Below are 22,024 nucleotides of genomic sequence, written 5' to 3'. Positions count from 1 at the left end.
TTAATCCTGATGATCTAAGAACAAAAGGATTTTTTTAAAACAACTTATCTAATAGTTGTTTTAAATTGTATTGTCAATTCCACTATAAAGGGAATGACAATTTCCAAATTGAAGTCTCGACTTATACGAGACAGTTATTTTCAAATTAATCTAAACGTTTATTTAAATTAAAATTTTCTTGTTGAATTAAGGCGTTTTCATTTGAAACACGATCTTTATATAACCACATTTTAAATTTGGTTACAAGATAAAATAAAATTGGGACAACTATTAAAGTTAAAAATGTAGCTATAAAAAGCCCGTAGATAACAGTCCAAGCTAGTGGACCCCAGAAAATTACATTATCACCACCCATATAAATATTAGCATCAAACTCACTAAGCAGGGTAAAAAAGTTAATATTTAAACCTGTTGCCAACGGTATTAATCCTAAAATCGTAGTTATTGCAGTAAGTAAAACAGGTCGTAAACGAGCTTTTCCTCCTTTTACAATGGCCTCCATAAGATCGTCTTTTCCTAAATATTGGTCGGCATCTAAATTATAATTTATTTTCTTCCTATCAATTAGAAGTTGTGTGTAATCGAGCAGTACCACACCATTATTTACAACAATACCAGCTAATGAAATTATTCCCATCATGGTCATCATGATAACGAAAGAGCTTCCAGTAGCAACAATACCTCCAAAAACACCAATTAAACTTAAAAATATAGCTATCATAATAATTCCAGGTTTTGAAACCGAATTAAATTGGAATATTAATATAAAAAATATTAAACCTAAACCTGTAAAAAAGGCACCCATTAAAAAAGCCATTTGCTTGTTTTGCTCTTCTATTTGCCCTGTGTAATCTATGCTTACATTGTCTGGTTTTTGGGTGAAACCTTGCATTTCATTTTGTATTTTAGATACAATAGCTGCGGCATCTGTAAAACCAGGTGCTAATGCAGAATATAAGGTAACAACACGTTTAACATCTTTATGCTTTATGGCGCTAAAACCAGAGTTGTTATTTTGTTTTGCAACTGTAGACACGGGAACTTCTTTTATTTGTCCAGAAGCCATATCTCTAAAGGTTATTTTTTGGTTAAAAATAGCGCTTGTATTGTACCTGTTGTCTTCGTTAAAGCGGACGTAAATATCATAATCTTCGCCGTTTTCTTTGTAAACACCAGCTTTTGCTCCAAAAATAGAATTACGTAGTTGCTGTCCTACTTGTCCGGCGCTAACCCCTAACTCGCCAGCTTTTTTTCTGTCAACCAAAACTTGCATGGAAGGTTTCGATTTATTAACATCAATTTTTAACTCATCAATACCTTGAATGTTTTTAGTATTTAAAAAATCACGCATATTTTCGGCAGTGAGAATTAATTCGGTGTAATCATCACCTTCTAATTCTACGTTAATAGGGTACCCAGCAGGGGGGCCAGCAGCATCCTTTTCAACCGAAATGGCAACTCCAGGGTAAATATCTTTTAAATCTTCTTGAACCTTTTTTAGGAGTTCTTGACTGTCGGCACCTTGTCTAAATTTGTACTCGCGCATGGTGGCTGTAATTTTTCCACGATGTGGCATTTCGGCTGCAGAACCACCATCGGTTTGTGGGTTCCCTGCACCTTCACCTACTTGAGATACAGCGCTTTCGGTTAAGAAATTAAAATCTCCGTCCATATAAGCGTCATCATTAATGATTTTATATACACGTTGTTCAATATCTTTTGTAATGGCATTTGTTTTTTTAATATCTGTACCTTCAGGGTATTCTATATAAACTATAATTTGATTAGGCGTGTTATCTGGAAAGAATTCTACTTTTGTTCGTTGGCTTCCTACCGATGCACCAAAGCCCATAAAGGCTACTATAAGTAGCGCAAATGTACCCACTGTAATTGCGGCAGGTTTTCTTCCACTTAAAGCAAATCGGAGTGATTTCTCGTAAATACGCTCCCATGTTGGTAGTATCTTATTTTGAAATCCGTTTGCCCAACTTCTTAAAAATAGGCGGTAAATCCAAAGTAATAATACCGTTACCATCATTAAAGTTCCTAAGCCACGATAAGCCCCTCCAGATATCAAAATTAATAACCCAATACCGCCAAGTATAGCCGAAATTTTGATGATGTTTTTTAGCGGCATGTCTTTATCCTCAATGGTCATAAATTGAGAAACCATTACCGAATTAAAGAAAATAGCAACAAATAATGAAGACCCTAATACCACGGATAAGGTTATAGGGAAATACTTCATAAATTGTCCCATAACACCAGGCCATAACCCTAGAGGAACAAAAGCGGCAACCGTTGTTAATGTTGAAATAATGATGGGGTATGCAATTTCACCAATACCTTTTTTTGCGGCTTCAATTCTAGTCATGCCTTCTTCACTCATTAAACGATACACGTTTTCGACCACTACAATACCATTATCTACCAACATTCCAAGCCCCATAATAAGTCCGAAAAGTATCATAGTATTCATCGTGTAGCCTAAAAGATCTAATATCATTAACGACATAAACATAGACATAGGAATGGCAAACCCAACAAATAAGGCGTTTTTAAATCCTAAAAAGAACATTAAAACGGTTACCACTAATATGATTCCAAATATGATATTGTTTACTAAATCGTCAACCTGACCAATGGTTTTTGAAGATTGATCGTTAGCAATAGTTACCGTTAAATCTGGTGGAAAGGTATTTGCAATTGCCTCCTTAACTATAACTTGAATTTGCTCGGCTGCAGCTACCATGTTTTTTCCTGCTCGCTTTTTAACATCGAGCATCACCACTGGATGACCAAATTCGCGAGCATAAGTAGTTTTGTCTTCGTCTTTAAAACTAACAACGGCAACATCTTTTAAGTAAATGGGATTGTTGTGTTCTACCTTTACAACAAAATTATCAAGTTCTTTAGGATTGTCAATTTCGCCTATAATTCTTATTGTTCGGCGTTGTCCGCTGGTAATTAAATTACCTGCAGACATAGTCACGTTTTCTCTACTTATGGTGTTTATTATATCGTCGAAACTTACTTGAGCCGCCATCATCTTGTAAATATCAACGGCAACTTCTACTTCTTTTTCTTGAGCACCACGAATATCTACTTGTTTAATTTCTTGTAAACTTTCAATTTCATCTTCAAGAAATTCTCCATATTCTTTAAGTTTATCAATGGGATAATCACCAGAAATATTAATGTTAAGAATTGGGATTTCTTCAGACATACTTAAGTCGAACACATTAGGTTCAACTTTAGCGCCATTAAATGTTGGCCAATCTTCGCCGGCAGTTTCAGAATCTACTTCGTCTTTTATTTTTTGCTTTGCAGCGTCAACAGTTATGTTTTCGTCAAATTCTACAATTACAATCGAATAATCCTCTTGCGATGTTGAGGTAATTTCAATAACATTACTTACCGTTTTAAGTTTATCCTCAATAGGGTCGGTAATTAGTTTTTCAATATCCTCGGCAGTATTACCAGGATATATAGAACTGATATAAATTTTGGTTTCTTTAATTTCTGGAAAATTCTCTCTAGGCATGCTAAAATAAGAACCTGCGCCAAGGAATAATATAAGTGCAATTAAAACATACATAGTTGTTTTGTTATTAATTGCCCAAGAAGAAAAACCAAACTCTTTATCTACTTGTTTGTTTTTTTTATTTTTAGTCATTGATTTTGGTCTTTAAGTTTAGTTTTCGTCTTCGATATTAAGCACTTTTACGTCTTGACCATCTTTGACACTGCGGGCGCCTTCAACAATAATTTCTTCATTATTATCAATACCTGATAATACTTCAATATAATCGCCTTGTGTTTTACCAGTTTCAATAAACTCGCGTTTTACTTTAGCTTTATTTTCAACTTTATTAGTAATTGTGTAAACGTATTGTTGTCCCTCGGCATTTTCTGAAATTATACTTTGTGGTATTAGTATAGCCTTTGGGTTGGTGTAATTGTTAATGTTAAGTTTTGCCGTTAGGTTGGGTTTGATATCTTTATTTTTATTCGAAATAGCAACTTCTACCTTAAAAGTTCGGTTGGCTGGATTAATAAAGTTACCAGCTTGACGGACCTTAGCATCTATTTTTTTGCCAAGAACAGGGAACTCCACTTTAACCTCTTTACCCTTTACTATGTCTGATACGTAGCGTTCTGGTACTTCTGTTTCAATATACATATCGTCCAGATTTACAATTCTAAATAGCATAGATTGACCTGGAGCAACAACGCTTCCTTGCTCTGTAATAACATCATCGATAGTTCCTGAAAATGGTGCACGTACAACTGTTTTTCCAACTTGTTGTTGCAGTTGTTTTGTGGCTTCAAGTTGACCTTCGTAAGCTGCTTTGGCCTGTAAATATTGTAATTCGCTACCTATTTTTTGGTTCCATAACCGTTCTTGACGCTCAAATGTTGTTTTAGCCAATGCCGTTTGAATTTTTAATTGCGATAATTGTTGGCTTAACCCACCATCATCAATTTTAGCTAACATTTGGCCCTTGCTCACCTTTTGTCCTTCTTTTACGTAAACTTGAGTTAATACGCCCGAAAACTCTGGGTATATTACTAGGTTTTGTTTAGTGTTTACGTTTCCTTGTAATTCTACAAAGTGATTAAAAACAGCCTCTTTAGCATGAAAGGTGGTTATTAATGGTATTTTTTCTTGAGGATCCAGGCTTTTAATAGATTGTTCTAATTGTTTTAGTTTCTCTGAGATTTCTTGAGCCGAAATTTCTAATTCACTTTTTTTAGTTCTAATAAGTTCTAAATCATTTGTGGCTATAATGTCTTCAATAGATTTTTTGCCTTCACCTCCACATGAGGTTAATATAAAAGCACTTATAAATGTTAGGTATATATATTTCATGTTGGTTGTTATTTAATATTTAGTAAATTTTTTAAAGTTGCTTTTTTATTGATGACATCAATAATAGATTGTAAGTAGTCTTGTTGGGTAGCGTATAATTGCATTTGTGCTTGCCTTAAATCGAAACTACTGGCAATTCCTTCCTTATATTTTATGGTATTTTTATTTTCAATTTTTTCTGCTAACACTAAATTTTTCTTTTGGTTTGCGTATGTATCTATCGCTAAATTATATTCGTTTTTAGCTTTTTTAAATTCTAATTCTAATTCGTTCTCTTTTAAAATCAGGTCATTTTTAGCGATATCCCATTCAATCCTTGCTTGTTCCCTTTTTGCTCGCCCTCCAAAAGAACTAAATATTGGAACAGAAAGTTTAACGCCTGCAATGGTATTAAATAACCAATCTTGTTCTTTTTTAAAGTACGTTGAGAAACTATCACTATACCCTAAATAGCTTGAGCTTATAAATGCGGTAAGTTTTGGTAATTGCTCAGATTTTTCTAGTTTGTATTCTAAACCCTTACTTGTTACTTGGTTATTAGCAATTTTATAATCAATATTATTTGTTATTGGGTACTCATTATCAATTAACTCTAAAGCTATGTTTTTTAATATTAGTGAATCTAAAGAGTCAGTTAATTCAATAGTTTCATTAATATTAATACCTAATAGTACCTTTAAATAACCTTCAGATATAACTAGATATGTTTCTAAACTTTTAAGGTTGTTTTCTAAATTAGATAGCGTTAATTGAAGCTGTTCAACATCTTCTTCTTCAGTTAAACCGTTTTCATAAATATTGGTAACTTCATTTAAATTCGATTTTAAGACATTAATATTATTATTCATAATTTCAATGCTTTCTTTAGTAAGTAATGTATTACTATAGGCGCTTACTATAGCGGTTTCAATTTCATTTCTTGTTTTATCTCTTGCGTTTTTAGAGATTTCCATAAAAACCTTGTTGGATTGAAGCCCAACAATATAGCCACCATCAAAAAGTAATTGAGATAATGTAATACTTGGTGTTAGGTTGTTTTTCGGAAATAGAAATAAAAAGGGGTTATTGTCATCTAAATCATCAGTGTTAAACGGCGCTTTTATATAAGTTTGATAATCAATTTCACCATTTATTTGTGGTAAACCTTGTGCTGTTGTTTCCCAAACGGTATGTTCGGCTGCTAGTATGGTTAAATCTGCGTTTTTAATAGTTCTGTTATTCTGTTCTCCATAAACTATAGCTTCTTGTAAGGAGAAGCTTCGTTTTTCTTCCTGTGAAAACAGAATAAGACTGCAAAGACAACTAAAAATTAAAATTAGTTTGTTTTTCATTTTATGATTGATTTGATGTTATAAATTTATTTAATATTAGGATGCCCTTTTCGGTTACAATTGCTCTCAAATGATATTCTAAATAACTTTCCATGAGGTAATTCATTTCAAATTTGTTAGCAGGAAATAATTGTTCGTCCTTAATTCCTAGCATACCGTTAAAATACATTCTAGAAATAAACTCTACATCGATATTAGGTCTAAATAGCTGGGTGTCAATTCCTTTTTGTAAGCTTGTTTTAACACACTCTTGCATCTTTTCGAATTGTTTAAATTTTAAAACTTCATATATTTTAGGGTAATACTTTTTTAACTGGTATTGTGGTGAAACTTTTTCGTCTTTTAAATGTTGCATAACAAACATTTTTATATCGTAAAGTTCTTCGATGGGGTTAACCGATGTATTGCAAATGCCGTCTATGCCTTCGCAAATATTTTCAAAAACTTCAAAAGTTACTGCTTCAATGAGTTTGGTTTTGTTTTGAAAATGAACATAAATGGTTTTTTTAGAAATCCCCATTTCTTGAGCAATATCGTCCATGGTAACACTTTTAAAACCAAGTGTTAGAAACATTGTTGCTGCCTTATGTGTTATTTTTTTTCTCATAGTTGTTGGCAAAACTACAATAGGAAACTTTAAAAACCTAAAAAGTTTCCTAAGTTTTAATGATTTTTTAATATATCCTTTACATTGAGGTTTTGAAATATGATGAATTACCCTATTTTTGTTTGATGCTTTCAATAGAAAAATACCAAGAAGAGTTTATCACGTATTTAGAAAACTTTTCTACATTCAAAGAGCCTAAAAACTTATATGATCCTATAGATTATATTTTAAGTTTAGGAGGAAAACGGCTTCGTCCAGTTTTAACTTTAATGACCGCCGATATTTTTTCCGGTAATTTTAAAAGTGCTTTAAATGCAGCATTAAGTATAGAGGTGTTTCATAATTTCTCTTTGGTTCATGATGATATTATGGATGATGCTCCACTGCGTAGAGGCCAAAGTACAGTACATGAAAAATGGGATGTAAACACAGGAATTCTTTCTGGTGATGCTATGTTAATTATGGCGTATCAACTTTTTGAAAATTATGAGCCTAATACCTTTCAGGCCCTGGCGAAGTTGTTTAGTAAAACCGCGTTGGAAGTCTGTGAAGGTCAACAATACGATGTCGATTTTGAAACTAGGAATGATGTTACTATTTCTGAGTATTTAAAAATGATAGAGTATAAAACTGCTGTTTTAGTTGGAGCTGCCATGAAAATGGGGGCTATTGTGGCAAAGGCGTCTACGGAAGATCAAAATAACATTTATGAATTTGGGCGTTATTTAGGTATTGCTTTTCAATTACAAGACGATTATTTAGATGCTTTTGGCGACCCTAAAACCTTTGGAAAGCAAGTTGGGGGCGATATTATAGAAAACAAAAAGACCTTTTTATACCTTAAAGCTTTAGAGTTTTCAAATGAAAGTGACCGCTTGGAGTTAAGCCAGCTATTTGCATCTAACCCAAAGGATGTTAGTACTAAAATTGAAGTGGCAAAACAGTTTTTTGTTTCTACAGGTTCTGCAGATGCGACTAAAAATGCCATTCAAGATTATACAACAAAAGCCTTTGCAGTGTTGGAGTCTTTAAATATTTCTGAAGATAAGAAACAGTTACTTAAAGCCTTTGGAAATAATTTAATGAACAGAACTGTTTAAAAATCAAATATTCTATTCCTTTTAAAAGGAGATTTTGTTTATGAAATTACCAGATACTTTTGAAAATTTGATTGAAGAGGCTAATCAGTTAGATTTATATAAAAAATTAATTCTACAGTTAAATAAAGACTTTCTATTAGCTAATATAGATTTAGATTTTCATGAAGAAGTTTTGCCATCAAGTTTAAAATTGATACTTCATGAAACGGTTTATAAACTTATTCAAGAAAAATTTACCGACTATTTAAGTTTGCTATATATTATAGATGTTTCAGAAAAACAGGTTAAAGCACTTAACGGTGATGATATTTTAAAACTCTCGGAAGAGGTCTCATTTTTAATCTTAAAACGCGAATGGCAGAAAGTGTGGTTTAGGAATAAATATTAATTAAGATAATTTTGTCCTAATTGGTTTTTGTGTCATAGTTGTACCTACTAATTTTATGATAATAATCATATTTAGGATAAAATTATCCTTTTTAAGTTTTTATAAATGACAAGTACTTTCAAGTGATTTGACCTTATGAGTTTAAATGACTAGTTTGTTTTTGGAGAAAGACGAAATAACAAGGCTTATTGATCTGCATTTAGATCATTTTATAGCTGTAGGAGAGCGAGGTTTTTTGTATGGTTAGTTATAATAAATAATGGTAAATTATAAGTGCATGTGTATTCTAATAAATGGCTCCAGTTAAATGGTTTAATGAAATGGATTTTAATTTTAAGAGTTGTTTTCTTAACTTCTAAAAATAAAATCTTACAAAAGGGGCCCAAGGGTCTGCATAAATACTTTTTTCACTATCATATAATACATCGTATCTAATACCTAATGTAACATTGCCGCTTCTATAACCGGCTCCAAAATACAGTGCAGGAATCCAATATTTATCTGTAGGGCGGTTTAAATTGGTGTTGTAACGTCGGTTAACATTAAGTTGTTCAAATTCTGCCGAAATTTGTACTTCTCTTAAAACATTATATAATCCAACTATACTGCCTCCTAAAATAGTAGATTTATAAGTGTTTTTTAGGTTGTTGAAAGTTGCGTTTAAGCCTAACCCTAATGCAAAGTTATTGTCAAATTCATAAATAGCACTTGGCGCCACAGTAGCGCTAAAAAAACCATCGCTAAAATTAAAACCTAAACCTCCACCAAATCGTACATTATTCCAGAAATCTGTCTGTGTATTTTGAGCATTAACATTTAAAGCGCAAAACATAAGTATTGTGAAAAGAAAGATAATTTTTTTATTTATTGAAAGAATTAAATTCATAGTAGCAGGAAATCTTTAAAAAATTAACAAATTTCTGAGCATATTCGTTAAATGCATATTATTTGCTATAAATATAGTTAAAGAAACATCTAATTTTGGTAAAAGTTGTATTTTTGGTGAATATTTTGATTAAACTATACGGGATTACAAATAACAATGGATAAATTTTCATTTTTAAACGCAGCACATACAGCATTTTTCGCTGATTTATACGAACAATATCAACAAAGTCCTGATTCAGTCGAGCCAAGTTGGAGAGCCTTTTTTCAAGGGTACGATTTTGGTAGTGATAATTATGGATTAGAGGGTGAAATTATTGAAGGAGTTTCAACTCAAATACCAGAGCATGTTCAGAAAGAATTTCAAGTTGTAAAACTAATTGATGGTTACAGAATGCGAGGCCATTTGTTTACAAAAACAAATCCAGTTAGAGCAAGACGTACTTATCAACCTACTTTAGAAATCGAAAATTTCGGGCTTAGCGAAAACGATTTAGATACCGTTTTTAATGCCGGAGATATTTTAGGAATTGGAGTAAAAACCCTTCGTGAAATTATTATTCATTTAGATAAGATATATTGTAGTTCTATAGGGATTGAATATATGTATTTGCGTAATCCAGAAGTAATAGCATGGTGGCAAGAGCAACTAAATAAAAATGATAATCAGCCAAATTTTTCAGCTGAAACAAAAAAATATATTCTTTCTAAATTAAATCAAGCCGTTACTTTCGAAAACTTTTTGCAAACCAAATATGTAGGTCAAAAACGTTTCTCGTTAGAAGGGGGCGAATCTTTAATTCCAGCTATAAGTAACGTTCTTTTTTATGCCGTTGAAAAACATGGTGTTAAGGAGTGTGTGCTAGGTATGGCTCACCGTGGGCGTTTAAGTACATTAATTAATATTTTTAGAAAACCAGTTAACGAACTGTTTAGCGAGTTTGATGGTAAAGATTTTGAAGATGCTGATATTGATGGTGATGTAAAATACCACTTAGGTTTAACACTCGATAAAACCTACCAAAACGGTAAAAATATTAAGATGAATTTGGTTCCAAATCCATCGCATTTAGAAACCGTTGCTCCAGTTGCCGAAGGGATAACTCGAGCCAAAATTGATAGTGATTATGAAGGTGACGATTCTAAAATACTTCCTATAATTGTACATGGCGATGCCGCTATTGCAGGGCAAGGTATTGCTTACGAAGTTGCACAAATGAGCCAATTGGCAGGATATAAAACAGGAGGAACCGTACATATAGTGGTGAATAACCAAATTGGATTTACAACCAATTATTTGGATGCGCGTTCTAGTACCTATTGTACAGACGTTGCAAAGGTGACTTTATCTCCAGTTATGCATGTAAATGCTGATGATGCCGAGGCTGTAGTTCATGCCGTTGAAATGGCATTGGAATACAGAATGCGTTATAAAAAGGATGTGTATATCGATTTATTAGGATATAGAAAATATGGTCATAATGAAGGTGATGAACCTCGTTTTACACAGCCTAAATTATATAAAGAAATTGCTAAACACGCTAACCCTTTTAAAATTTATGCCGATAAATTAATAGCTGAAAAAACTATTGATCAGGCCTATGTCGATAATATTATTGCAGATTTTAAAGAAACTTTAGAAAGCGAGTATGCTAAATCTAAAAAAGCAAAATCTTCTAAAGTTCGTGAATTTATGCAAGAACGTTGGACGAATTTTGATCGTCAAGGTGTAGATGCGATGCTTATATCGGAAGATACATCATATTCAAAAGAAAAGTTAGAAAGTATTTCTAAAGTTGTTTCAACAGTACCAGAAGGTGTAAAATTTTTACGAAAAGCAGTGCGTATTCTTGCTGGTCGTGAAAAAATGGTTTTTGAAACCGATACTTTGGATTGGGGAATGGCTGAAACTTTAGCCTACGGAAGTTTGCTTGAAGAAGGTTTTGATGTACGTATTTCGGGGCAAGATGTTGAGCGTGGTACATTTAGCCACCGTCATGCTATTTTACGTGATGAAATTTCAGAAGAACGTATTAATCTTTTAAATACCAATCCGGAGAATAAAGGAGAAATGTATATATACAATTCCTTTTTGTCTGAATATGGTGTTTTAGGTTTTGATTATGGTTATGCCATGGCAAACCCAAATACATTAACTATCTGGGAAGCACAGTTTGGTGATTTTAGTAACGGTGCTCAAATTATATTCGACCAGTATTTATCGGCTGCCGAAGATAAATGGAAAGCCCAAAACGGTATTGTTGTTCTTTTGCCTCATGGATACGAAGGTCAGGGGTCAGAGCACTCATCGGCTAGAATAGAGCGTTATTTACAATTATGTGGTAATGATAATATGATTGTAGCAGATTGTACAACACCTGCAAATATGTTCCATTTACTGCGTCGTCAAATGAAACGCGGTTACAGAAAACCATTAATAGTTTTTACTCCTAAAAGTTTATTACGTCATCCAAAAGCAGTTTCTAGTTTAAAAGAATTGGCTTCTGGCCAGTTTGAAGAAGTTATAGATGATACTGTAAACCCTAAAAATGTTAAAAAATTAGTGTTCTGTACTGGTAAATTCTATTACGATTTATTGGCCGAAAGGGAAGAACTTGATAGAGATGATGTTGCCCTTGTAAGAATAGAGCAATTGTTCCCACTTCATATAGAGAAAATTCAAAACGTTATTGATAAGTATCCTCATGTTGAAAATTATGTATGGGCACAAGAAGAGCCAAAAAACATGGGAGCATGGAGCCATATGTTACAACGTTTAGATATGGTTAAGCTAGAAGTAGCTTCTAGACCTTACAGTTCTGTGCCTGCACCAGGTTCTAGTACTAGAGATAAACGTAGACAGCGTCGTGTAATTGATGCGGTTTTTGGAAACCTAGATAAAAAATAAAATTCAGATACAATTAAAATTATAAAAAATGATTTTAGAAATGAAAGTGCCTTCTCCAGGCGAATCTATTACAGAAGTAGAAATAGCAACTTGGTTAGTAGAAGATGGTGATTATGTTGAAAAAGATCAAGCTATTGCTGAGGTAGATAGTGATAAAGCAACGCTTGAATTACCTGCTGAAGCTAGCGGAACTATTACCCTTAAAGCAGAAGAAGGTGATGCTGTAGAGGTTGGAGCTGTAGTTTGTTTAATTGATACAAGTGCAGAAAAACCAGCAGGAGGTGAGGCTCCTAAAGCTGAATCTAAAGTTGAAGCGCCAAAAGCTGAGGCGCCAAAAGCAACCGAAACTAAAACTTATGCTACAGGTACTGCAAGTCCAGCAGCTAAAAAAGTTTTAGCTGAAAAAGGTATAGATGCTGCAACGGTAACTGGAACAGGTAAGGCAGGACGTGTTACTAAGGAGGACGCTGTAAATGCGGTACCTTCAATGGGGACACCAACTGGAGGAAGCCGCGGTACTTCAAGAAGTAAAATGTCTATGTTGCGTCGTAAAGTAGCAGAGCGTTTAGTAGAAGTAAAAAATACAACGGCTATGTTAACAACGTTTAACGAAGTTGATATGTCGCCAATTTTTGCTTTACGTTCAGAATATAAAGAAACCTTTAAATCTAAACATGGTGTTGGATTAGGGTTTATGAGTTTCTTTACTCTAGCTGTAGTTAGAGCATTAGAAATGTATCCAGCTGTAAATTCTATGATGGATGGTAAAGAAATGTTATCATACGATTTTTGCGATATTAGTATTGCGGTTTCAGGACCAAAAGGATTAATGGTACCTGTAATTCGTAATGCCGAAAACTTAAGCTTTAGAGGTGTTGAGTCTGAAGTGAAACGTTTAGCGCTTAGAGCTAGAGATGGTCAAATTACTGTTGATGAAATGACAGGTGGTACTTTTACAATAACCAATGGAGGTGTATTTGGAAGTATGTTATCTACACCAATTATTAACCCACCACAAAGTGGAATTTTAGGAATGCACAACATTGTTGAGCGTCCTGTTGCAATTGATGGTCAGGTAGTAATTCGTCCAATTATGTATGTTGCTTTATCTTATGATCATAGAATTATTGATGGTAAAGAAAGTGTAGGCTTTTTAGTAGCTGTAAAAGAGGCGCTAGAAAATCCTATAGAAGTGTTAATGAATAATGATGTTAAGAAAGCATTAGAGTTATAGTATTAATAAAGTCAAATAAAAAAAGGTGTTACAATAATTATTGTAACACCTTTTTTTTTAGGTTCTGAATTTGGGACAAACTTGATTACACTAACTAAAACAAATAATAAGATTTATAGCTATTACAATAATGGCTAAAATGCTTAATCCTATAATAATACATTTATTTAAGGTGTTGTTTTCTTTTTCCATTTGGGAATCGAACATGTTTTTGTGTTTTAAATTTATCTAAAAACTCTGCACCATTACAGTGCAGAGTGTCTAAAAAATTCTCTCTCAAAAGAATTAATTAATAGCACTGTAAAAGTAAAAGGAATGGAGATGAAATAAAATACGCACTTGTACGTATTTTATGGATATAGGTAATTAAAATAGACTATTAAATAAAAAAGCTCTAGATCATTACAATCTAGAGCTTTTTATTAATTCTCCCTAAGAACTAATTAATAGCTCTGTAAAGATAAAGGATTTTAGGCTTATAAAAAATACGCACTACTACGTATATTATAAAAACTTTTTATTTAAGGTTGCCCAAATGGATAGTGATGTTGGTCTGTTATCTAAATTTAGTTTATGTACAATATTGCTTCGATGCTTATCAACCGTTCTTATTGAAATAGATAATTCATCTGCAATATCTTGGCTAGTTTTATTTTCCGAAATTAATTTTACTATTCTTAATTCTGACTTGGTAAGTAAATCTAAAGTTTCCGGTTTGTTTTCTAAGGTGCTAGCATTTAAATAGGATGCTATTTCTTCGCTAAAATACGGCTTGCCGGTAACAACCTGACTAATACAAGTTTCAATTTCTTCAATAGCAAACTCTTTTAAAATATAACCATAAACCCCAAATTCTATAGCTTTGTCGTATACTTCTTCTTCTTTGTCAAAAGTTATTAGAATTACTTTGGTGTCTAGTGCATTTTTTTTGCAATCTTCAGCAATTTCTAACCCTGTTTTAAAAGGCATTCTAATATCTAGAATAGCAATAGTTGGTTTTAGTTTAATAATAAGGTTGTAGGCCGTTTTCCCGTCTTCGGCACTACCAATAATATTGTAACCCTTAGATGTTAAGAAGTCTGTTAAGCCACGAAGCATTAACGGATGGTCATCAGCTATAACAATGGAAGTATTCATCTGGTTTCGAGAGAGAATTGGATTGCTATTAATTTATAACTTTAAATATAAATATTTCTTTTCATAATCTATCACCGCTTTACCTTTTTTTAAAATATCGGCACCAATAATACCATCAACGGGTTTCGAATTATGGTTTGTTAGAGCCCTATTTACATGCGTAAGGTTGAATAAAACTAAAACCACCTTATTATTATACCATTTTCCAATTTTAAGTTTGTTTTTTTTTGATGTTTTGGTGTCCATATCTGTGGCGCCAGCTCCTGCTGCTTTAATTAAAGAGTCTTCAGCCTTAAGTTTAAATGTTTCAATGCCTTCAAAACCCACGCAAGAACTAGAGGCTCCGGTATCTAGTATAAATAATCCCTTTTTACCATTTATGGATGCCTTAATTTCAAAATGATTGGTTTTAGTTAAGTGTAATTTTACTTTGGTATACCCTTTGTTAAGTAGAAATCCTTGCAGTTTTTCTGCCATTGTTTTTTAGTTTAAAAAATAAAAATAGTACAATAAAAACGATTAGTATCCCAATAATTATATAAAATGTAAAGTTTTGTGATTTTGAAACCTTAGGACTTCCATAGTATACGAAAGCACTCCAGAAATAAGGTGATTTTTTTATATTACTGATAGATTTATTTTGAAGATATTTAATTTTAGAATGATGATTGGCGGTAAACCCTGAGGCGTTCAATTTATAGTTTTTATAGAAGGATTCCATGATTTGCGATGTCGATAAATCATTTATCTGCCATAATGAAAATAATAAATTTTGAGCACCAGCATATTGAAAACCGCGCGCTATACTCATGGCGCCTTCACCTTTAAAAAGTGTACCAACACCTGTTTCGCAAGCGCTTAAAACCACAAGGTTGGAATTTAGGTTTAAGTTGTACAACTCATTTAAATAAAGGGTTTCGTCAATAAATGAGATGTTAGCAGGTTTTGATAAATTGCCACTACTAGCATGTGTAGATAGATGTAAAATACCATAACCAGCAGCCTTCTTATTGAAGTTGGTTTTGGTTGCTTCGGTTCCCATTAAAATATCCGAAGTCATATTATCATCAATGGTTTCTGCTTCGTTAATAGAATAGGTGAGTTCTTGATTAGTGTTTTCAAAAACTGGGAAAAACCCTAAAACGTTATTGTTTTTATGTTTTTTATTAGCATATAAATAGAACAGAACATTTGTGTTGTAGGCAATGCTTTGAGCGTTTACTACAAATGGCATTTTAGAAAATGAAGAGGTATGGGTTTCTTCTTTTAACAAGGCCTCAAATGGTAAGAAATTTAATAAACCATCTGGAATAATTAATACGTTTTTAAAAGTTGAAAGTGCATCAAATTTTAATAACTTATAGATTTTAAAAGCCTGCTCCGTATAGTTTGTAATATTATTGTTTATTATAGAAGCATCATCAAAAAGATGGATAAAACTTTTAATTTCATTTTGAATCGTTTTGGTGTTTGGAATTCGGTTTAGTGTAATATCATTATTTGAAATGATAAATTGAAAAATACTATAGCGTCCATAAAAATACTCGGTTAAAACCGTATTATCTTTTAATAATTTATCTTGTAATGTTTTTAGAGAAAAAGAGCCGAGTTCCTCAGGATATTTTTTTAAAATGATAGGTTTTAATGATTTTAGATCATGGCTGATTGAACTTAATTTAATACTTAATTCATTTATTTTGGAGGCGCTTAAGTTTTCTTTTACCAATTGTCCAGTAATATATTCTTGCTCTTTTATTAAGCTAAATTCTTTTATTAATAAAGAATCAATCGGATAGCGTTGCAATTGTATTTTTTTAAGAAAAATGTCTTTTAAAACAGAGGATTTGTTGTTTTCTGCGTATTGAAAGGCTTCAAATAACAAGGTTTTATTTTTAGTTTGGGTGTATAAGTAATAAAGAATATCAATACATTTCTCACTTCTAATACGGTTATTGGTTTCGTTTAAAATCTTAGTTTCTTGTGAAGTCCAAGCATTTCTTAATAAACTAGAAACATAAAAGCTTAAATTATAACTTTGTAATGCTGTTTCTGGACGAGTTATAATTTCTGCATATAAATCAAAAATATCAATGAATTTGTTTTCGGCATATAATTGATTTTTTGGGGGTAACCCTTCATTATTATAATTTGGTAAAAGTATTTTTATGGCCACCTGCAAACTTTTTAGGGCTTCAACCTTATTATTTAACAAAAAATAAAGTTGCGCTTCTTCAATATGGAGCTGCGATAACATTCTTTCAGTAATTTGACTTTTAAGTTGATTGTTTTTATATGTTTTGAAAGATTTAAACGCTTCTTGGTAATTGCCGTTTTGTAATTGAATTAAATAGTTGTTTTTTTCTATATTAAGGGGTGAAGAGTTGCTTAAATTGCTTGAGTATGTACCTTTTTCAAGTTTGTTTAAGACTATTAAGCATTCGCTTTTAATGTTTTGTAAATACGTTTTTTGAGTATTGGATATGTTGGGGATTTTATAGGTGTCTTCAATTATTTTTAATGCTGTTTCATGTTTTCCAACCGATAAATAAAGTTTGGCAAGATTGATACCCCCACTAATTTGATGCGACGTATTTTTATTTTTTTTTGCTAAAAAAATATACTGATTAATGGTAATTAAGGCATTAGTAAAATCGTCCGTTTTGGTATATAAATTGCCTAAGGGTTTTAAGCAATTTTCAATAATATCAAATTCTGAAATTTTAGAAAGTTCATGTTTATTAAAGCGTTTTAAAGCAATTTCATAAGTTGTAATAGCTTCTTTTAAGTGTGAGTTTTTATCTAAATAGTAGGCTTTATGAGATTGTAAAAAAACTAACGCAAGTTGTTCGTCTTTAGTTTTTACTTGAGTTTTAAATACTGATTCTTTTCGGTTTAAAATTTGAAGCGATTCATCATTCTGGTTAGCTAAAAAGGTTTCGGCAGCTACATAAATAGTTTCTTCAAGATTTTGGGCGATCCCAAATCCGTAAAATAAAAAAAGTAGAAAGCATATTTTATTCATAACAGTAAAATACTAACTGAGTTTTAGACTCAAAACTTCCAAATAGCATAAAATTGCCAATAATTAAAATCGTTTTCAAAGTTCAAAATATAACGTGCGCCAAGGCTAGGACCTATTCTAGCAAAACCGGCTGTGGCTTCAAATAATAAGCCAGTTCTAAAATTGGTGAACGAATTGGTTTCGTTATTTGTTTCATTAATAGTCTCAAAAACGGGCGCATCTGGTTGGTCACCCTCAAATCGCTCTATTAAAATAGCCTGGTCTTGTTTTTCGCTAATCGAAATCGTGTTGTTCAAGCCAGTTCCAAGACCAATATAATTATTCAAATTATAGCGTATTAACACGGGCACATCCCAATCAATATTTTCATAAGATGCGTTTGTGGTGGTGCGTTGTCTGAATCGGAAACCTTGCGCGTCTTGTACAAATTCATCTTGTATTACTGTTTTAGCATCGTAATTATGAAAATTGTTCATTAACTCCACTTGCCAATACCAGCGATAGGATTTGTAAGGTGAAAGCGTTGCGCCAAAAAAGTAGCTTTCAGAGTTTTTTAGATCAGAAAACGAATTATAACCCACTTTTGCACCAATAGAAATTCCGGGTAAAAAACGCGTGGTAGAATAGTTTGTAATTATAGGATCGTTTTTATCAAAAATAATGGCAGTCCTGCTTTTGGTTTTTTTCTTATGAAAATCTTTAGCGAATTTGATACTGTATTTTACAAAGCCTTTGGTGGAATCGTATGCTTTAACATTTTTTTGTTCGCTTCCTGGAAGGTAAATATTTTTGAATGTAAAAATAGCTTGGGTACCTGTAAAAGTAGTGTCTAAACAACTATAGGTAACTTCTCGTTTAGGGCAAATGTCACATTTGGGATACATATCTACAACCTTTAAGGTGGATTTGTCTAACATTTCCGGAATATCGGTTTCCAGCCTTATGGTGTTTGCTGGACCTTCACCATTATTCTGAAACTTAATTTTATATTTCAAGGTTTTAAAACGGACCAATCTGTAGTTCATAAACGTGCCGTTTGAAGACATTTTATTAGGGTCATGCGAGGTCACAATTTCCATTTCCATGTCCTTCACTTCGTGGTTGTCATAATTTCCATCTGGCACATAAATACCACGAACCGAAATTATAGCGCTAGTATCTTTAACCATTTCGGGTGTTGTTTTTAAACTAAAAAAGATGTTGCGCTCCTCTTTGGGTTGCATATTGTCGAATTCTAAAACACTCCAGTTTTTATACATGGCTTTAGATTCTGAAATGGTTAAAGGTAAATTTGTTTTTATTGTGGAGTCCTGAGGAAAGGTTCTATAATATATAGGCGCATTGCTTGTTGATGCTAAATAGGTGTCTTCGTCATCTATTTTTCTAGTGAAAGCAAAAGCATCTGTTGAAATAGTATTTTCATTGTGATGGGGCCTTGTGTCTGTTAATTCAAAATTGTCAGCCTTATATTTTAATTCATTATAAAACAGATAGATTTTTCCGTTTGTCTCGTAATTTTTACTGTTTTTATAGCTTAAAATGGTTACAATTTCCTCATTAGGCACGGGTTCTCTATTTCTTTGTAATGTAAAATCTTCTTGCATTGTCGCTACGTCTTCATAAGGATCAGTAACGGCGTTTACTGCAATTTTTTTAGGACGAGTTGTGGGTGGTTTTCCTGAATCGTAATTGTTAGTTGCCCATAGTTTTACTTCGTATTCGCCTTTCTTTTTATAAATATGTTTTGGGTTTTCTTCTTTGCTATAGTGGCCATCTCCAAGTTCCCAATAATGGGTGTAAAAAGCTTTGGGTGCTCCTGCAACCTGATTTAGTCCGGGCGTTTCTGGAGTTAATACAACAGTGTTTCCAACAATGTTTGCTTTTATAGTAGCGGTCCTAGTTATGGTATCGTTAATGAGTTCTTGACCAGATACCATAAAACTGAAGATAAAAAGTATGAAGGTGTATTTTTTCATAATAGATTAATTATCGATAAATATACAAAAAGAGAATGCTTTTTAGTCATTTTTTACTACGAGCAAAAATGAGTGATAATCATAATCAGATTAGCCCATAGTATTAATATGATGAATATCACTAGTAATTTTATGAGCGTATGCTTCTTCATACTATTATATCAACTAAATATAGTTTTTGTTACCTATAGTATTTAAAAAGTTTAAAAATGAACAAGTTAATTGTCTTGTGAAGGTGTACCAAAAAAAGCCAGAAACTTAAGGTTTCTGGCTTAAAATAAATAGGTTAAATAATTGGGCAATCTATTGTAAGTAGGTTAATAATGTGATAGACGTTTATGGTAAAGCATTAATAATGGTTGTAAGTTGTGCTTCGGTAGCTATTGCTGTTTCGCCATCAGTAAATGTGATAACATCATTTTCTGCGATGGTAACCGTTTTTATAGCGTATTTCCAGTTGTCTCCATCTTCCGTTGCAAAAATGATATGACACTCTAATCCTATTGGAATTTGTCCGTAATGCTCGCTAAATAACCCTGAAACTTCATCATAAGTATCTAGTTTTGCTAATCCAGAATCTTCACCATCATAAGAAATATAAACGGCACTATTTGCGTTGTCATAGCCTTCTGGAACACCAACTAGTATAGTTGTTTTAGGACGTGGGTCGTTGTAGAATCTATCTACATTAGACCAGCCAAATGAGTTAAAAAAACCGTAATATTGATTGCCTTCACCAAAAACACCACCTTCACCTTGGCCACCATCACGTTTGTCTTCTTCCCAAGCTAGATTCCCATCGTCATCAATAATCCCATTCCAAAGTATCATATCGTTGTCAACACCACCAGTTAAATCTGCTGGAATTAACATTTGAAATCCACATGTAGTTTCCAATATAGCTCCATTTTGAGTAGCTTCAACGAAAAACTCACCACCAGAAATTAATAAAGCTTTATCGCCATTTGGTAAGGTTCCCATAGTTGGTTTGTTGGTTGTAAGCATGTTTCCTTTTTCAAAAAGTTCGACAAATTCTAAATCTACTTGTCCAGTTACGGCATTTCCGTTTAGAGTTAAACATCCGCCGTTAATGTAAATTTGTACACCTTTATCCGAGGTTAATGTAATACTACCGTCATCTGCATTAAATTGAAAGTTTTGTGTTAGGTTTTCTAAAGCTGTTTCTTTTAGATTATTAAAATCTTCGGCTGTTGCACGAACTATTATATCGCCATCGTCATTTTTTGTACAGCTTGTAAATAGTATAATTGTCATTAAAATTGTTCCTAAAATGTGCTTAAAATTTTTCATAATATTGGGTTTAAAATTGTTATTCAAGTTTATATAAACAGGGCAACTATTTTGTTACCCTGTTTTGGTAATTATTTTATTTTTTTTATTGTTGAGGTTGACTGATGATTATTTTTGATACAATAGCATCACCAGAAGCTACTAATTCAATCATTTTGTGTGCATAAGCTTCAGATGAAGAATAGCCTTTTGCTCTTCCGGATTCTGTTTTAACTTCCCAGAAATAATTTCTCTTTGCATTTTGGTTAGCTTCACTTTTTAACATTAAAAAACTTGTAATTATTTTGTCCTTTACAATTTCACCAGCACTAGATAAAGCAATCATGCGTTTTGCACTTTCTAAACTTAAAGCGGTTCCGGCATAAGTACCTTTGTTGGTTTTTACTTTCCAATCAAAAACTTGGGCAATGTGGCTTTTTGTGATTTCTACAACTTCAATTGAAGTGTTACTTGTCGTTTTTTCATTTGTAGCATTTACGTTTAATATTGATAATGCTACGGTTGCGATAATTAAAATTGATTTTCTCATGATTTCTAAATTTTATGGTTTAATTAAATTTTTTATTTTGCTATTTTGACTGTTACACCCTTATATCAAAACCATTTTAAATTTGTTACCCTTTTATTTGAAAGTTTTTTTACATTAGTAGCAAATACAAGGGTTAATGAGTGAAAAAAAAATACACGAAGACCAAAAATATATAGATGGATTGCTAAAAAACAACTCATTTATTATACAGGCTATATATGATAAGTTTGTGCCAAAGGTTGTTAATTATATAAAACAGAATAGCGGTAGCAGTGATAAAGCACAAGATGTTATACAGGATACCTTAATTACCATTTATAATCAGGCAAGCGAAAAAAAGTTGCAGCTTACCTGTCCGTTTGATGCTTACTTCTTTTTATTATGTAAACGAAAATGGTTGAATGAATTGAAAAAATATTCTAATAAAGAGGTAACAATTAATGAGGAGGTCTTATCTAAAGATGACGACGCTCAAGAACTGGCTTTTGAAACTTCGGTATTTGGTGAAAAACAAGCTTTATTTACAGAAATGTTTGAAAAACTAGGAACCGCTTGTAAAGATCTACTTAAAGCTACTTTTAAAATTAAATCGATGGAAGAAGTAGCAGCAAGTTTAAATGTAACTTATGCGTATGCACGAAAAAAGAAATCGTTGTGTATTGGTAAGCTTACCGAGTTTGTTAGAGAGTCGCCCAAATTTAACCAACTTAATAATTAATTATC

General features: G+C 32.4%; 16 protein-coding genes. 5 read left to right on the top strand and 11 right to left on the bottom strand.

The genetic code is table 11. The annotated features are described in order from the left end of the window. Nucleotides 1-145: 145 nt before the first annotated feature. Genes ABJM36_RS11985 through ABJM36_RS11970 form a run of 4 tightly spaced genes read right to left on the bottom strand, consistent with a single transcriptional unit; the run spans nt 146 to nt 6,811 of the window. The gene (locus ABJM36_RS11985) at nt 146-3,676 is read right to left on the bottom strand and encodes an efflux RND transporter permease subunit (protein WP_348451681.1); all 3,531 of its coding nucleotides are present in this window, start codon (nt 3,674-3,676) and stop codon (nt 146-148) included. A gap of 18 nt (nt 3,677-3,694) precedes the next feature. After that, complete coding sequence (locus ABJM36_RS11980; RefSeq protein WP_348451680.1) at nt 3,695-4,873, bottom strand: efflux RND transporter periplasmic adaptor subunit; 1,179 nt, start codon at nt 4,871-4,873, stop codon at nt 3,695-3,697. An 8-nt stretch (nt 4,874-4,881) separates the two neighbouring features. Continuing rightward, nucleotides 4,882-6,204 (bottom strand): TolC family protein, encoded by a 1,323-nt coding sequence (locus tag ABJM36_RS11975; protein WP_348451679.1) that lies wholly within the window; start codon nt 6,202-6,204, stop codon nt 4,882-4,884. Nucleotide 6,205: 1 nt separating this feature from the next. Beyond that, nucleotides 6,206-6,811, bottom strand: a complete 606-nt coding sequence (locus ABJM36_RS11970) for a TetR/AcrR family transcriptional regulator (protein WP_348451678.1) — start codon at nt 6,809-6,811, stop codon at nt 6,206-6,208. 125 nt (nt 6,812-6,936) lie between these two features. On the opposite strand from ABJM36_RS11970, the gene ABJM36_RS11965 reads away from it, so the two are divergent. Next, nucleotides 6,937-7,911, top strand: coding sequence for a polyprenyl synthetase family protein (locus ABJM36_RS11965; RefSeq protein WP_348451677.1), 975 nt, complete (start codon nt 6,937-6,939; stop codon nt 7,909-7,911). Nucleotides 7,912-7,951: 40 nt separating this feature from the next. Continuing rightward, nucleotides 7,952-8,299 carry a hypothetical protein gene (locus ABJM36_RS11960; protein ID WP_348451676.1) on the top strand — a complete coding sequence of 116 codons (348 nt, stop codon included), beginning with the start codon at nt 7,952-7,954 and terminating at the stop codon, nt 8,297-8,299. 355 nt (nt 8,300-8,654) lie between these two features. Here the strand turns inward: ABJM36_RS11960 and ABJM36_RS11955 are convergent, their stop codons facing one another. Then, nucleotides 8,655-9,185: an alpha-ketoglutarate decarboxylase gene (locus ABJM36_RS11955; protein WP_348451675.1), complete on the bottom strand. Its 531-nt coding sequence runs from the start codon at nt 9,183-9,185 to the stop codon at nt 8,655-8,657. Nucleotides 9,186-9,341: 156 nt separating this feature from the next. On the opposite strand from ABJM36_RS11955, the gene ABJM36_RS11950 reads away from it, so the two are divergent. Both ABJM36_RS11950 and odhB read left to right on the top strand, forming a co-directional pair. Beyond that, entirely contained in the window at nt 9,342-12,092 is a 2,751-nt protein-coding gene (locus ABJM36_RS11950) for a 2-oxoglutarate dehydrogenase E1 component (protein ID WP_348451674.1), read from the top strand. A gap of 28 nt (nt 12,093-12,120) precedes the next feature. Next, complete coding sequence (gene odhB, locus ABJM36_RS11945) at nt 12,121-13,326, top strand: 2-oxoglutarate dehydrogenase complex dihydrolipoyllysine-residue succinyltransferase (protein WP_348451673.1); 1,206 nt, start codon at nt 12,121-12,123, stop codon at nt 13,324-13,326. 504 nt (nt 13,327-13,830) lie between these two features. Here odhB and ABJM36_RS11940 read toward each other — a convergent pair. The 6 genes from ABJM36_RS11940 to ABJM36_RS11915 form a co-directional block, all read right to left on the bottom strand. Next, nucleotides 13,831-14,463, bottom strand: a complete 633-nt coding sequence (locus ABJM36_RS11940) for a response regulator transcription factor (protein WP_348451672.1) — start codon at nt 14,461-14,463, stop codon at nt 13,831-13,833. Between the two features lie 33 nt (nt 14,464-14,496). After that, on the bottom strand, nt 14,497-14,940 hold the full coding sequence (locus ABJM36_RS11935; RefSeq protein WP_348451671.1) for a retropepsin-like aspartic protease: 444 nt from the start codon (nt 14,938-14,940) through the stop codon (nt 14,497-14,499). Next, on the bottom strand, nt 14,909-17,485 hold the full coding sequence (locus tag ABJM36_RS11930; protein WP_348451670.1) for a CHAT domain-containing protein: 2,577 nt from the start codon (nt 17,483-17,485) through the stop codon (nt 14,909-14,911). Before ABJM36_RS11930 ends, ABJM36_RS11935 begins: the two co-directional genes overlap by 32 nt. 29 nt (nt 17,486-17,514) lie before the next feature. After that, nucleotides 17,515-19,461, bottom strand: a complete 1,947-nt coding sequence (locus tag ABJM36_RS11925) for a PKD domain-containing protein (protein WP_348451669.1) — start codon at nt 19,459-19,461, stop codon at nt 17,515-17,517. A gap of 336 nt (nt 19,462-19,797) precedes the next feature. Beyond that, nucleotides 19,798-20,772 (bottom strand): hypothetical protein, encoded by a 975-nt coding sequence (locus ABJM36_RS11920; RefSeq protein ID WP_348451668.1) that lies wholly within the window; start codon nt 20,770-20,772, stop codon nt 19,798-19,800. Between the two features lie 85 nt (nt 20,773-20,857). Further along, complete coding sequence (locus ABJM36_RS11915) at nt 20,858-21,301, bottom strand: hypothetical protein (RefSeq protein ID WP_348451667.1); 444 nt, start codon at nt 21,299-21,301, stop codon at nt 20,858-20,860. 136 nt (nt 21,302-21,437) lie between these two features. Between ABJM36_RS11915 and ABJM36_RS11910 the strand changes: the two genes are divergently transcribed. Next, nucleotides 21,438-22,019, top strand: a complete 582-nt coding sequence (locus ABJM36_RS11910) for a sigma-70 family RNA polymerase sigma factor (RefSeq protein WP_348451666.1) — start codon at nt 21,438-21,440, stop codon at nt 22,017-22,019. Nucleotides 22,020-22,024: the final 5 nt, after the last annotated feature.

Origin of the sequence: Algibacter sp. (assembly GCF_039977455.1) — a bacterium.
In the GTDB taxonomy this organism is placed as follows: domain Bacteria; phylum Bacteroidota; class Bacteroidia; order Flavobacteriales; family Flavobacteriaceae; genus Algibacter_B.
This window is presented reverse-complemented; position numbering and strand designations above follow the sequence as displayed.